Annotated in this window: 10 protein-coding genes and 1 pseudogene; 5 read left to right on the top strand and 6 right to left on the bottom strand. The window is 72.9% G+C overall.

What is annotated here, in order from left to right; translation table 11 throughout:
- Positions 1-110 precede the first annotated feature (110 nt).
- The 3 genes from MFF56_RS13530 to MFF56_RS13540 are packed head-to-tail and all read left to right on the top strand — an operon-like array spanning position 111 to position 5,690.
- Complete coding sequence (locus MFF56_RS13530; RefSeq protein ID WP_066926948.1) at positions 111-887, top strand: ImuA family protein; 777 nt, start codon at positions 111-113, stop codon at positions 885-887.
- The gene (locus MFF56_RS13535) at positions 802-2,313 is read left to right on the top strand and encodes a DUF6504 family protein (protein WP_082773331.1); all 1,512 of its coding nucleotides are present in this window, start codon (positions 802-804) and stop codon (positions 2,311-2,313) included. The genes MFF56_RS13530 and MFF56_RS13535 overlap by 86 nt, the downstream gene beginning before the upstream one ends.
- A gap of 50 nt (positions 2,314-2,363) precedes the next feature.
- Complete coding sequence (locus MFF56_RS13540; protein ID WP_066926950.1) at positions 2,364-5,690, top strand: error-prone DNA polymerase; 3,327 nt, start codon at positions 2,364-2,366, stop codon at positions 5,688-5,690.
- A 204-nt stretch (positions 5,691-5,894) separates the two neighbouring features.
- Here MFF56_RS13540 and MFF56_RS13545 read toward each other — a convergent pair.
- The 4 genes and pseudogenes from MFF56_RS13545 to MFF56_RS13560 form a co-directional block, all read right to left on the bottom strand.
- Positions 5,895-5,987, bottom strand: a pseudogene (locus tag MFF56_RS13545) (integrase core domain-containing protein); the annotation flags it as partial.
- A 329-nt stretch (positions 5,988-6,316) separates the two neighbouring features.
- Positions 6,317-7,576, bottom strand: coding sequence for a PDZ domain-containing protein (locus MFF56_RS13550; protein WP_238230125.1), 1,260 nt, complete (start codon positions 7,574-7,576; stop codon positions 6,317-6,319).
- Between the two features lie 61 nt (positions 7,577-7,637).
- On the bottom strand, positions 7,638-7,871 hold the full coding sequence (locus MFF56_RS13555) for a helix-turn-helix domain-containing protein (RefSeq protein ID WP_066921280.1): 234 nt from the start codon (positions 7,869-7,871) through the stop codon (positions 7,638-7,640).
- Positions 7,871-8,476: a DUF2975 domain-containing protein gene (locus MFF56_RS13560; protein WP_066921282.1), complete on the bottom strand. Its 606-nt coding sequence runs from the start codon at positions 8,474-8,476 to the stop codon at positions 7,871-7,873. The genes MFF56_RS13555 and MFF56_RS13560 overlap by 1 nt, the downstream gene beginning before the upstream one ends.
- A 244-nt stretch (positions 8,477-8,720) precedes the next feature.
- On the opposite strand from MFF56_RS13560, the gene MFF56_RS13565 reads away from it, so the two are divergent.
- Both MFF56_RS13565 and MFF56_RS13570 read left to right on the top strand, forming a co-directional pair.
- Positions 8,721-9,242 carry a DUF2721 domain-containing protein gene (locus tag MFF56_RS13565; RefSeq protein ID WP_238230126.1) on the top strand — a complete coding sequence of 174 codons (522 nt, stop codon included), beginning with the start codon at positions 8,721-8,723 and terminating at the stop codon, positions 9,240-9,242.
- Between the two features lie 115 nt (positions 9,243-9,357).
- A complete protein-coding gene (locus tag MFF56_RS13570; protein WP_238230127.1) occupies positions 9,358-10,137 on the top strand; it encodes a DUF502 domain-containing protein in 780 nt (259 codons plus the stop codon).
- A 70-nt stretch (positions 10,138-10,207) separates the two neighbouring features.
- On the opposite strand, the gene MFF56_RS13575 is transcribed toward MFF56_RS13570, so the two are convergent.
- Both MFF56_RS13575 and recG read right to left on the bottom strand, forming a co-directional pair.
- On the bottom strand, positions 10,208-10,492 hold the full coding sequence (locus MFF56_RS13575; protein WP_066924837.1) for a hypothetical protein: 285 nt from the start codon (positions 10,490-10,492) through the stop codon (positions 10,208-10,210).
- A gap of 271 nt (positions 10,493-10,763) precedes the next feature.
- On the bottom strand, positions 10,764-12,902 hold the full coding sequence (gene recG, locus MFF56_RS13580) for an ATP-dependent DNA helicase RecG (RefSeq protein ID WP_238230128.1): 2,139 nt from the start codon (positions 12,900-12,902) through the stop codon (positions 10,764-10,766).
- Between the last annotated feature and the right edge of the window lie 133 nt (positions 12,903-13,035).

Here is a 13,035-nt window from a genome sequence, read left to right on the forward strand (position 1 = left end):
GTCACATGTGGATAACGAGGACGATTCCGGCGGCCGGGTTGCCGGGCCCGCGCTTCGGCGCAGATAGAACAAAAGATGAACAAACGACCGATTGGGAGGGTGTCCCGTGCATGACGTCCAGCGATCCTCGATCGGTCCTCGGCACGCTCCGCGCGCGCATCGCCACCCTGGAACGGGGATCGGGCACCGCGCCCGCGCCGGTCGCGTACCTGCCCTTCGGCCTCTCCGCGATCGACAGGCTGCTGCCCGGCCGCGGGTTGCAGCTCGGAGCCCTGCACGAGGTCGCACCCGCCCAGGCGGCCATCAGCCACGCGGCGGCCTGCACCCTGTTCGCCGCCGGCATCCTGGCGCGGACGCAGGGGCCCATCCTCTGGTGCCTGGCCGCACGCGACCTGTTCGCACCCGCGCTCGCCCGGGTCGGCCTGCATCCCGACCGCGTCATCTACGTCGAGACCTACCGGGAGGCCGAGCTCCTGCCGCTGGTCGAGGAAGGCGCGCGCTTCCGAGGCTTGGCCGGCGTCGTCGGGGAGGTCGCGCGAACGGGCCTCACCGCCTCGCGCCGGCTCCAGCTCTGCGCCGAGGAGAGCGGCGTCACCGTCCTGCTCGTCCGTCGCGCGCCCGCTGCCTCGGATGGTGCGGGTACGACGGCGAGCGCGGCGACGAGCCGCTGGTCGGTCGAGGCGGTGCCGGCATCGCGCCGCGCGGCGGGCTTCGGGCGTGGGCGCTGGCGAGTCGGGCTGCAGCGCTGCCGCGGCGCGGCGCTCGGGTCGGAGCCGGCCTCCTGGCTCGTCGAGGCCTGCGATGAGGCGGGTCGTCTCGCTCTACCTGCCGACCTGGCCGAGCGATCGCATCCGCAGGCGCGACAAGGCCGCGCCGCCGCGGGATAAGCCGCTCGTCACCGTCGTCACGGCCGGCGGAGCGCGGGTCGTCGCCAGTGCCTGCCGGGCCGCGCAGGCGCTGGGCCTGCGCGCCGGCATGGCCGTCGCGCAGGCCCAGGCGATGGTGCCCGGCATCACCGTGCGCGAGGCGACCCCGGAGGCCGATGCGGACGCGCTCGCGCGGCTGGCCGCGTGGTGCCTGTGGTGCGCCCCGCTCACCGCCCCCGATCCGCCGGACGGCGTCTGGGTCGAGATCGCGGGCTCGGCGCACCTGTTCGGCGGCGAGGCCGCGATGCTGCGCACCCTGCTCACGCGCCTGCGCGCTGGCGGCTGCACGGTGCGCCTCGCCGTCGCCGACACGCCGGGGGCGGCCTGGGCCGTGGCCCGCTTCGCGCCGCGCGAGACCTCGCCCCTGGTCGGACCGGGCCAGATGGCGGCCGCGGTCGCGAGCCTGCCCGTGCGCGCGCTCCGGCTCGCCCCCGAGACCGTCGCCGGGCTGGCGGAACTCGGCATCGAGCGGGTGGCCCAGCTCGCGGCGCTGCCGCGCGGACCGCTGAGCCTGCGCGTCGGTCGCGCCGTGCTGCAGCGGCTCGACCAGGTCCTCGGCCACGCCCCGGAGCCGATCGCCTGGGCGATGCCGGCCGAGGCCGCCGTGGTGCGCCGCGCGTTCCCGGAGCCGATCTCGGCACCCGCCACGCTGGAGCGGGTGGCCACGGACCTGACGGGCGATCTCGTCGCACTGCTCGCCCGCCGCGGCCTCGGTGCGCGCCGCCTCGACCTGAGCTTCCGCCGGGTCGATGGCGGCGTCCACGCGCTCTGCGTCGGCACGGCGTCCGCCACGCGCGACGCCGCGCATCTCGCCCGGCTGCTCTGCGCCCGCCTCGCGGAGGTCGATCCGGGCTTCGGCCTCGACGAGGCGTGCCTGGCCGCCGGCCGGACCGAGCCGCTGGCGGCCGTGCAGGGGGAGGGCCTCGATACCGGCGAGACGGCGCAGGTCGATCTCGCCGCGCTCGTCGATCGCCTCGCGGCGCGGGCCGGGGCGCGCCGGGTGTTCCGGGTGGTGCCCGTCGAGAGCCGGGTGCCGGAGCGCAGCCAGCGCCGGGCCCCGCCGCTCGCGCCTGCGGACGGCCGCTCCTGGCCCGCCGATCTCGCGCGCCCGGCCCGCCTGTTCGAGCCGCCCGAGCCGGTGCAGGCGACCGCGCTCCTGCCCGACGCGCCGCCCGCCCTGTTCGTCTGGCGCGGCGTGCGCCACCGCGTCGTGCGCGCGGACGGCCCCGAGCGCGTCCGCGGCGAGTGGTGGGCCGCCGAGGGCGAACTCGCCAGCCTGCGCGACTACTACCGCGTCGAGACCGAGGACGGGGCGCGCTACTGGATCTACCGCGACGCGCCGATGGCGGAGGGGCCGCGCTGGTGGCTGCAGGGGGTGTTCGGGTGAGCTGGCCACCTCCGGCCGCCGACCTCGTGCACTGAGCGGCGGGACCGGCCATGTCCTACGCGGAACTCCAGGTCACCAGCCACTTCTCGTTCCTGCGCGGCGCGTCCTCGCCCGAGGAGCTGTTCGCGGCCGGCCGCCTGCTCGGCCTGCGGGCGATGGCCGTGACCGACCGCGGCTCGCTCGCCGGCATCGTGCGCGCCCACGCGGCCTCCCGCACCACCGGCCTGCCCCTGATCGTCGGCTGCCGGCTCGACCCGACCGACGGGCCGCCGCTGCTGGTCTACCCGACCGATCGCGCGGCCTACGCCCGGCTCTGCCGCCTGCTCACCATCGGCAAGCGCGCGGCCGGCAAGGGCGGCTGCACGCTCGCGCTCGCGGACGTGTTCGCCCGGAGCGGCGGCCTCGTCGCGGTCGCCCTCACGGAGGGCCGGGACGGCGCGACGGTCGCGGCCGACCTGCGCCGGCTGCGCGCCGTGTTCGCCGACCGGCTCTACTGCGGCCTCACCCGCCGCTTCGTGCAGGACGACCACGCCCGGCTGGACGCCCTGACCGCCGTGGCAGGCGCGGCCAGGGTGCCGACGGTCGTCACCGGCGACGTGCTCTACCACGCCGAGGCGCGGCGCATCCTGCAGGACGTCGTCACCTGCATCCGAGCGGGCTGCACCGTCGAGGCCGCGGGCTTCCGCCTCGACGCCCATGCCGACCGGCACCTGAAGGACCCGGCCGAGGTCGCGCGCCTGTTCGCCGCCCATCCGGGCGCGGTGGCGCGCAGCCTCGAGATCGCCGAGCGCTGCCGCTTCTCCCTCGACGAGCTGACCTACCAGTACCCCGACGAGCGCGAGGATCCGTCCGGCACCCCGCAGGACACGCTGGAGGCGCTGACCTGGGCCGGCGCGCGCGCCCGCTACCCGGACGGCCTGCCCGACGCGGTCGCCCTTCAGCTGCGCCACGAACTCACCCTGATCGGGCGCTTCAGCTACGCGCCGTACTTCCTCACCGTGAACAGCATCGTGCGGTTCGCCCGCTCGCGGGGCATCCTCTGCCAGGGCCGCGGCTCGGCCGCGAACTCGGCGGTCTGCTACGTGCTCGGCATCACCAGCATCGATCCGGTGCGGCAGGGCCTGCTCTTCGAGCGCTTCATCTCCGAGGAGCGGCGCGAGCCTCCCGACATCGACGTCGACTTCGAGCACGAGCGGCGCGAGGAGGTGATCCAGTGGGTCTACGAGACCTACGGCCGCGACCGCGCCGCCCTCTGCGCCACCGTGATCCGCTACCGGGCGCGCGGCGCGGTGCGCGAGGTCGGCAAGGCGCTCGGCGTGCCCGAGGACGTCACCGGCGCGCTCGCCGGCCTGGTCTGGGGCTGGTCGGCCGACGGGGTCGAGGAGAAGCACGCGGCCGAGCTCAACCTCAACCTCGCCGACCGGCGGCTGCGCCTCACCCTCGATCTCGCCCGGCAGCTGATCGGCACGCCGCGCCACCTCTCGCAGCATCCCGGCGGCTTCGTGCTGACGAACGACCGCCTCGACGAACTCGTCCCGGTCGAGCCCGCCAGCATGGCCGACCGGCAGGTGATCGAGTGGGACAAAGACGACATCGAGGCGCTGAAGTTCATGAAGGTCGACGTGCTCGGCCTCGGCATGCTCGGCTGCATGCGCCGCGCCTTCGACCTCCTGGCCGCGCACAAGGGCCTGCGGCTCGACCTCGCGACGATCCCGGCCGAGGACCCGGCCACCTACGCGATGATCCGGCGCGCCGACACGCTCGGCGTGTTCCAGATCGAGAGCCGGGCGCAGATGGCGATGCTGCCGCGCATGGCGCCGCGGACCTTCTACGACCTCGTCATCGAGGTGGCGGTGGTGCGCCCCGGCCCGATCCAGGGCGACATGGTCCACCCGTACCTGCGCCGCCGCGAGGGGCGGGAGGCCGTCACCTACCCGACCGAGGCGCTGCGGCGGGTGCTCGGCAAGACGCTGGGCGTGCCCCTGTTCCAGGAGCAGGCGATGCAGGTGGCGATCGTGGCCGCGGGCTTCACACCCTCGGAGGCCGACCAATTGCGACGCGCCATGGCGACCTTCAAGTTCACGGCCGGCGTGTCGAAGTTCCGCGACAAGCTGATCGCCGGCATGGTCGGCAACGGCTACGCCGCGGATTTCGCCGAGCGCACCTTCAAGCAGCTCGAGGGCTTCGGCAGCTACGGTTTTCCGGAGAGCCACGCCGCCTCCTTCGCCCTGATCGCCTACGCCTCCTCCTGGCTGAAGTGCCACCACCCGGACGTGTTCTGCTGCGCGATCCTGAACGCGCAGCCGATGGGCTTCTACGCCCCGGCCCAGCTGGTGCGGGACGCGCGCGACCACGGCGTCGAGGTGCGCCCGGTCTGCCTGAACGCCTCGGCCTGGGACTGCACCCTGGAGCCGACCGGCCGGCCGGACCGGATGGCGGTCCGGCTCGGCCTGCGCACGGTGCGGGGCCTTCGCGACGACGACGGCGCACGCCTCGTGCTGGTGCGAGACCTCGGAGCCTACGCCTCGGTCGAGGACGCGTGGCGCAGGGCCGGCGTGCCGGTCGCGGCACTCCGCCGTCTGGCGGCCGCCGACGCGTTCGGACCGGCCTTCGGCCTGGCGCGGCGCGAGGCGCTCTGGGCGATCCGGGCCCTGCGCGAGGCACCGCTGCCGCTGTTCGCGGCCGCCGAGGCGCGTGCGGGCGAGGCGCGTGCGGGTGCGACGCAAGGGGAGCTGGCGGAGGAGCCGGTGCAGCTCCGGCCGATGACGCCGGGCCGCGAGGTCGCCGAGGATTACCGCGCCACCAGCCTGTCCCTGCGCGGCCATCCGCTGGCCTTCCTGCGCGGCGACCTCGCCGCGGAGCGCTACGTCCGCTGCTCCGACCTCGAGCGGACGCGGGACGGCGGGCGCGTCGCGGTCGCGGGCCTGGTGCTGATCCGGCAGAAGCCGGGCTCGGCCAAGGGCGTCATGTTCATCACGCTGGAGGACGAGACCGGCATCGCCAACCTGATCGTCTGGCCCGGTTTGTTCGAGCGGCAGCGGGCGCTGGTGCTGCGCGCCGGATTGCTCGGCTGCCGCGGTCGGGTCCAGAGGCAGGGCAAGGTCCTGCACCTGATCGTGGAGCATCTCGTCGACCTGTCCTCTTGGCTGGGTCGAATCGGGGGCGACGAGGGGTTCGCGCTGGCGACGGGCCGCGGCGACGAGGCCCGGCACGGTGGCTCCCCCGATCAGCGCGTTGCTCCGTCCCGCTCGACGGTCCCATCGGATCCGCCGTTGGCGCGCGCGCGGGACATTCTCATTCCGGACCTGCATCTCGACGGGCTGCGTGCGGCTCCCGATGCGCCCACCATCCGTGTGGCCTCACGAAATTTCCGCTGAGCTCAAAGCCAACTCTGATTTCTGTAGAGAGCGAGGGAACAACATATGATCGATGGGCTTGGCAGATGAAAAAATATTCACGCGCACACCCGGATCGCAGATATATTGTGATGGACATTGGGCGCACGCCCCGACCTCTATGGATCCCTCCCAGCGACACTGATTGGCGGCTCGGCCCAGGTCGTATCTTCGGGGAGCAGGTCACGTCGCGTCCTTGATCGTGCGGTTCATTCGCTCGACCTGACCGTTGGTCCAAGGGTGACGCGACTTGGTCAGACGATGGTCGATATCGTTGCGGGCGCAGGCAAGCTCGAAGCTGTGGGCCCGGAAGGTCTCGCCGGCTGCAATCGCTTCCTTGATGATGGAGGCGGCTGAGGCGACGTTGCCGGGCCTGGTGAAGTTGCGATCGAGCAGGCCGAGAGAGCCGTCGCGACGGCCATGATCGGTGCCAGCAGGGCTTTGCGGCATCGTTCACCTCTCCCGAATCGGGTTGTGAGTTCCGCTAGGCAGAGTGCTGCAGGATGGTCGCCAGTCTGCGTGAAAGCACCTTCGCCGCGCAGGCTCGGCCCCCGGCGGCTTCGCGGGCATCGAGGGCTTTCCTTTCAGGGGGAAGGTGCCGGCTCGCATCAGAACCTCGCACCCTCGGCTTCGACCCTCACGGCAGCGCCGGCACGGTCGAGTTCCAGTACGCGCTGCTCGCCTGGCCGTGCTGACAACGCGGCGAGCACCGCCTCGGGCGTGAGCCCGTCGAGCGGATGACCGTCGATCCGCAGCAGCCGGTCGCCCACTTCGACTCCCGGGACGAGGGGACGGCCGTCCCGAATTGCGACGGCGGCGACGATGTAACCCGTATCGCGCCGGACCAATGTGAGGCCGACACCGTCGAGATCGCCTGAACTGGCCGCGCGTTGCCGCTCCCAGAAGCTCTTCCCGGCAGCATAGTCGAGCGTCAGGCGGACACCATCGAGCACGTTGTTGCCGAGCCAGCCGACCACCGGCTCACCGACACCGGCCTGCCACGCGTCCCAGAAGATCTCGCCGAGCGCGGCCTCGCCGATCGTGCCACCCACTGGCCCGGTGCCGAGCGCGCCGACATCCGGGATCGACAATCCGGGGAGATCGAGGCGGGGCAGGCGGATCACCGTCCCAGCGGGTTCGAGGCCGAGATCTGCCATCGCGAGGTTGGCACGTCCGACCGCACCGTCCGCCCGACGCCATTCCGGGTGCCGGCCGAGCCACGTCGCGACGGTGCGCCCCCGCAACCACGTGTAGGGTGCACCGATATCGAGAACGAGCGGAACCGTCCGCCCGTCGATCAGCGCGTCCGTCACCGCAATGCCGGAGGCGGAATTGACGCGGACAGGCACAGGCACGCCGCGTGGCCGCAGCATCCCAGGACGCGCCAGGGTCAGAGTTGCAGCACGGGGATCGACCGTGACCAAGAAGTGCCGGAGCACCCCGGCGGGCAACGCGGCCTCCACGGAGCGGGGCGCGAACAACAGGTCGAAGAGATCCTGTTCGCCGATGCGCCCGGGCCCATCGATGACGGATCGTCCACCGACCGTCACGCCGATGGCACCGATCCGCATCGCGAGGTCACGGCCCTCGGTGAGGCCCAGTTCCCGATACAGCCCTTCCGACAAGATCGGAGCGGGCGCACCCATGTTGAGCCAGGCGAGCGCCTGCCGCTCGCTGCCGTCCGGACGCCGGAAGCCGACGGATACGAGCCAGCGGCCGGAGGCGCGCTGCATCGGCAGCGTCACTGCGGTGCCGGCACCTGCCGGCCAGACGACGGCGACCTGATCCACCCTCGGGGCGGAGGGGATGCAAGCCGCGAGCGACACGACGGTAAAGAGCAGCACCAGCGCACGCGAAAGGGTCGGCATGGGCATAGGTCTCCGCTCCCACGGCACGGATGCGCGGGTTCGAGGCCAGATGGCGGGACGGTCAGCCGGCTCGGCGCAGCGCGTCCTCGCCGTCGGGCAGGTATTCGAGCAGGTCTCCCGGCTGGCAGTCGAGTTCGCGGCAGATCGCCTCGAGCGTCGCGAAGCGTACCCCCTGGACCTTGCCGGACTTGAGCAGCGACAGGTTCGCCTCGGTGATCCCGACGGCGCGGGCGAGATCCTTCGATTTCCGCTTGCGTCGGGCGAGCATCACGTCGAGCCGCATCACGATCGGCATCAGACGAACCCGTCCCGGTCGTCCTTGATCGCCTGCCCGGCCCGGATGAGTTCGGACAGGACGATCAGGAACGCCGCGAGCAGGAGGGCGTGGAGCGAGGAGGTGCGCCACCATGCCAGGTCCACCCCATGCCCGACGAGACGGACGAGGATCTGCCCGGCGGCCGGCGCGACGGCATAGGCCAGGAGTCCGATCGCCATGCGGCGCAGGCGGGATGCGTGACCGGCCGCGAAGACCGCGCCGGCCGCGAGATCGCGCAGCAGGGCACGCAGGTGGCAGAGCACGAACAGGACCGGGACCTGGGTCGCGGTGAAAGTCACCGCATAGGCGAGACGGGTCGGCCAAGGCAGCGCCCCGAAGGAAACGAGGCCGGCGATGCCGTCCGGACGCGAGCCAAGGAAGCCTGCTCCCGGCGCGAGCCAGAGGAATGCACCCTGGAAGACCAGCCCGAGCGACAGCACGATCCCGGTGAAGACGACGAAGCCTGCGAGGATCATCGTGACGAGGGAAGCCATGCAACTGGCCCAGCGCCGGAGCGCAGGATAGCCGTCGGGCTCCGGCTGGACCGGCTCGTCCCGGCGCGGAAGGGCAACGACGTTCGGCATTCCGACTCCTACGGGTCGGAGATACCGCAGAAAATACTTTCTGTGCAACGATAATTTCGGCTGCGTACCATCTTCCAGTCCGACGGCAGCGCCAGATGGGCGGAAGTGCCCCGAAAGGCTCGACCGTGAACGTCTGTTTCGGCGGCAGCGGCGAAAATCGCTTTCCTCCGAGCGCCTGTTCGTCCTGGTTTGCCAAGGACGGACCCCATATCCGGCACGGGCCGTTCCAGCTATCAGCCCGCCCATGTTCAGCTCGTCCCTGCCCGGCACCGCCTCCCTGCTCGCCCCCGACGACATCGCCCACGTCATCCAGGTGGCGCTGGCCCCGGCCTTCCTGCTGAGCGCGCTGGCGACCCTGCTCAACGTGTTCTCGACCCGGCTCGGGCGCGTGGCCGACAAGGTCGATGCCGCCGCGGCCACGCTCCGCACCGCCGGCCCGGCCGAGGCCGGCGGCCTCTCGCGCCAGCTCGCCTTCCTGCGCCGCCGCTCCTTCGTGCTCGATCTCGCGGTGGTGCTCGCCTGCGCCGCCGGGGTGATGACCGGTGCCGCGGTGCTGACGCTGTTCGTGGGCGCCCTGCGGGACGCCGCGACCGCCTCGGTGCTGTTCGGCTGCTTCGGGGCGGCGTTGGTCTGCACGGTCGCGGCGCTGACCGCCTTCCTGGTCGAGATCCTGATGGCCGGCCGCGGCATCCGCGACGAGGTGGACCGCCAGCAGGTCCACGCCTCCGACCGCGGCGCCGGGTCCCCCGGCGCCGGGCGGCCGTGAGCTGGGCCGCGCGGCGCCCCGACACGGGCGCCGCCGCGCGCCCTTGAGGCGGACAAGCGCAACCGCTACCTCTCGGGGGTCGGCCCCGGCGGCCGTCGATCGGACAAGGGCAGCCGTGGCCCCACCCATCCCGCCGCTTCCGGAGATCGATCCCGGCGCCCCGCGCAGGCGGGTGAGCGCCCGCGGGCGGCTGCGGACCTACTTCCTCACCGGCATCATCGTGGCGGGGCCCTTGGCCATCACCGCCTACCTGACCTGGTGGTTCATCGCGCTGATCGACGGCTGGGTGAAGCCGCTGGTGCCGGCGAGCTACCTGCCGGACCACTACCTGCCCTTCTCGATCCCCGGCCTCGGCCTCGTCATCGCCTTCCTGGCGGTAACGCTGCTCGGCTTCCTCACGGCCAACCTCGTCGGGCGCTCGGTGATCGAGTTCGGCGAGGTGCTGCTCGCCCGCACGCCGGTGATCTCGGGGCTCTACCGGGGCCTGCGCCAGATCTTCGAGACCCTGTTCTCGGCCAACGGCACCTCGTTCCGCACGGTCGGGCTGGTCGAGTTCCCCGTGAAGGGCACGTGGTCGGTGGTCTTCCTCTCGGCGCCCGCGGCGGCCGAGGTGCAGGAGGCCCTGCCGCGCGGCGAGGGCGCGGGACACGACTATGTCGGGGTGTTCCTGCCCTGCGCGCCGAACCCGACCACGGGGTTCTTCTTCTACCTGCCGCGCTCGGACATCATCGAGGTCGGCATCAGCGTGGAGGACGCGGCCAAGCTGGTGATGTCGGCCGGCGTGATCCAGCCGGAGGACCCGCAGGGGCGGCTGCACGCGATGGCGGCGACCTTGCGGACGGCGCAGCAGGGGGATGGCGAGGCGCGTCCGAAGGCGGAGCGGCAGGACGCCTGAATTCGGGCGGCCGGCGGAGCGCGGCCCCGGATGTCCGGCCCGGCCACACGGGGCCGGGCGGAAGGGAGGCTTAAGAGGCGCTCGCGGTGATGACCGGAGCCTTGGCGACGGGCGCGTTGCGCAGGCCGCCCATCCAGCCCGTCGAGGTCTCGGCCGCCAGCAGCAGAGCCAGCGCCAGGGCGAGGCCGTTGGCCGCGAGGAAGAGCGGGCGCGCGGCGGCGCGCACCGTGTCGGCGGTCGCCTCGGCGGCCGGGGCCTTGGCGGCGGCGCCGTCCGTGATCGGCAGGAGCCACGCCTCGTGCGCGGTCCAGCCCTCGGACGAGCCCGGGAGGCCTTGGAACGGTCCGTTGAGCATCGGCTTGCCCTCCGTCTTTTCGCTGTCGGTCCCCTATGGGTTCAGGAAACCGTTCATCTCGAGTTAAGGTTGGAGCCTGAACGCTGCAAGGGATAATGCCCCCGCCGCGCCTCCGGCACAAGCCGGAATCTGAACGCCACCTGAACCGCTGGGTCGCAGGGAGCGTTCCGCCCTGCGTATTCATCCCGCGTTCACGAGGCCGCGAGAGGGTCGCGGCGTGGCTTTTCCGGGGCGCGGGCGTTCAGGTTCGGCGAGCGAACGCCGGCTCGCCTCAGCCCGCCTCGAGCAGCCGGATCGCCGCCTCGCGCTCGAACAGGTAGAGCAGCACCCGCAGCGCCCGGCCCCGCGCGCTCCGCAAGCCCGGATCGCGCTCCACGATCATGCGGGCGTCGTCGCGGGCGGCCTCCAGCAGATTCGCGTCGCTTTCCAGCCGGGCGAGCCGGAAGGCCGCCACACCGGACTGGCGCGTGCCCAGCACCTCGCCCTCACCGCGCAAGCGCAGGTCCGCCTCGGCGATGCGGAAGCCGTCCTCGCTCTCGCGCATCATCTCCAGGCGCGCGCGCGAGACCTGGCCCAGCGGCCCGCGGAAGAGCAGCAGGCAGGAGGAGGCCGCCGAGCCCCGCCCGACCCGGCCGCGCAGCTGGTGGAGCTGGGCCAGCCCGAAGCGCTCGGCGTGCTCGATCACCATGATGCTGGCCTCCGGCACGTCCACGCCCACCTCGACCACCGTGGTGGAGACGAGGAGCTTGGTCTCGCCCGCCTGGAAGCGGGCCATGGCGGCATCCTTGTCGGGGCCCGGCATCTTGCCGTGGATCAGCCCGACCGCGGCGCCGAAATACTTCTGCAGGTCCTCGAACCGGGCTTCCGCCGCGGCGAGGTCCACGAACTCGGATTCGGCCACCAGCGGGCAGATCCAGTAGGCGCGCTCGCCCCGCTCGAAGGCGCGCCCGAGCCCGGCCACCACCTCCTCGATCCGGTCGACGGAGAGCGTCACGGTCTTGATCGGCTGGCGGCCCGCGGGCTTCTCGTCGAGGACCGAGACGTCCATGTCGCCGAAGAAGGTGAGCGCGAGGGTCCGCGGGATCGGCGTCGCGGTCATCACCAGGAAGTCGACCGCCTCGCCCTTGGCGCCGAGCGCGAGGCGCTGGTGCACGCCGAAGCGGTGCTGCTCGTCCACCACCGCGAGGCCGAGATCGCGGAACACCACCGCCTCCTGGAACAGCGCGTGGGTGCCGACCAGCACGTCGATCTCGCCCGCCGCGAGGTCCTTGAGCGTGGCGCGGCGCTCGGCCGCCCGGTCGCGGCCGGTGATCAGGCGCAGCCGCAAGGGGCCGGCGAGGGGCGCCAGGCGCTCGTAGTGCTGGCGGGCCAGGATCTCGGTGGGCGCCATCAGGGCGGCCTGCCGCCCGGCCTCGACGGCCGACGCCATGGCGAGCAGCGCCACCGCGGTCTTGCCCGAGCCGACATCGCCCTGGAGCAGGCGCAGCATGCGCCGGTCGGCGGCCAGATCCGCGCGGATCTCGGCGACCGCGCGGGCCTGCGCCCCGGTGAGCCCGAAGGGCAGGCCGGCCTCGATATCCGCGCTCAGGCGCCCGTCGCCCGCGTTGACGCGGCCGGCCTTGCGGCGCTGGCGGGCGCGCAGCAGCGCCAGCGCCAGCTGCGAGGCCAGGAGTTCGTCGTAGGCCAGTCGCCGCCGGGTCGGCGTGGAGGGTGGCGGCTGGAGCGGGTCGGTAGCCTTCGGGGGCGCTTCTCTCGGCCGGTGCTCGGCCGAGAGCGCCTCGGCGAAGGGCGGCCAGGTGTTGCGGGCGAGCCAGGCGGGGTCCTGCCACTCGGGCAGGACCGGCAGGCGCTCCAGGGCGGCCACCGCCAGCTTGCCGATGGCCCGCGAGGTCAGGCCTTCGGTCGCGCCGTAGATCGGCTCGACCGGGGGGAGGGCGGCCAGGCCCTCCGCGTCCATGATGCGGGCGGGGTGGACCATCTGGCGGTGCCCGTCCCAGAGCTCGATCTTGCCCGAGACGTAGCGGTGGCTCCCCAGCGGCAGCATCTTGGCGATGCGGGGCGCGGGCATGCCGAAGAACACCAGGGTGATGTCGCCGCTCTGGTCCTCGGCCAGCACCCGGTGCGGGCGCCGCCCGGCGCCGGGCTGGGGCGGGCGGTGCTCCACCACGGTGACGCCGAGCGTCACCGGCTCGCCCGGCGGCGCCTCGGCGATCGAGCCCTTCATCTGCCGCGACACGCCCCCGTAGGGCAGGTGGAACAAGAGATCGACGATGCGGGCGGGCTGCTCCGGCGTGCCGAGCAGCCGCTCGATCATCGGCGCCATCTTGGGGCCCACACCGGGCAGGCCGCGGGCCGGGGCGAAGAGCGGGTCGAGCAGGCTCGGGCGCAGATCGGGCGTGTCGTCGGTCATCGAGCGGGAAGGGTAGGGCGGGGGTGTTACGATCCGGTCTTACGGGCCGGTCTCGCGATCCGACACAGCACGCCATAGCGGCACAAACGCGACGCGCCCCCTCTCCCATAGGGAGAGGGTTGGGGTGAGGGGT

The organism is Methylobacterium hispanicum (assembly GCF_022179285.1).
GTDB classification, from domain to species: domain Bacteria; phylum Pseudomonadota; class Alphaproteobacteria; order Rhizobiales; family Beijerinckiaceae; genus Methylobacterium; species Methylobacterium hispanicum.

What these genes read in the sequence shown, in the direction of transcription:
- MFF56_RS13530 (WP_066926948.1), top strand. Translation starts at nt 111, where the DNA reads ATGACGTCCAGCGATCCTCGATCGGTCCTCGGCACGCTCCGCGCGCGC.
- MFF56_RS13535 (WP_082773331.1), top strand. Translation starts at nt 802, where the DNA reads ATGAGGCGGGTCGTCTCGCTCTACCTGCCGACCTGGCCGAGCGATCGC.
- MFF56_RS13540 (WP_066926950.1), top strand. Translation starts at nt 2,364, where the DNA reads ATGTCCTACGCGGAACTCCAGGTCACCAGCCACTTCTCGTTCCTGCGC.
- MFF56_RS13550 (WP_238230125.1), bottom strand. Translation starts at nt 7,576, where the DNA reads ATGCCGACCCTTTCGCGTGCGCTGGTGCTGCTCTTTACCGTCGTGTCG.
- MFF56_RS13555 (WP_066921280.1), bottom strand. Translation starts at nt 7,871, where the DNA reads ATGCCGATCGTGATGCGGCTCGACGTGATGCTCGCCCGACGCAAGCGG.
- MFF56_RS13560 (WP_066921282.1), bottom strand. Translation starts at nt 8,476, where the DNA reads ATGCCGAACGTCGTTGCCCTTCCGCGCCGGGACGAGCCGGTCCAGCCG.
- MFF56_RS13565 (WP_238230126.1), top strand. Translation starts at nt 8,721, where the DNA reads ATGTTCAGCTCGTCCCTGCCCGGCACCGCCTCCCTGCTCGCCCCCGAC.
- MFF56_RS13575 (WP_066924837.1), bottom strand. Translation starts at nt 10,492, where the DNA reads ATGCTCAACGGACCGTTCCAAGGCCTCCCGGGCTCGTCCGAGGGCTGG.
- recG (WP_238230128.1), bottom strand. Translation starts at nt 12,902, where the DNA reads ATGACCGACGACACGCCCGATCTGCGCCCGAGCCTGCTCGACCCGCTC.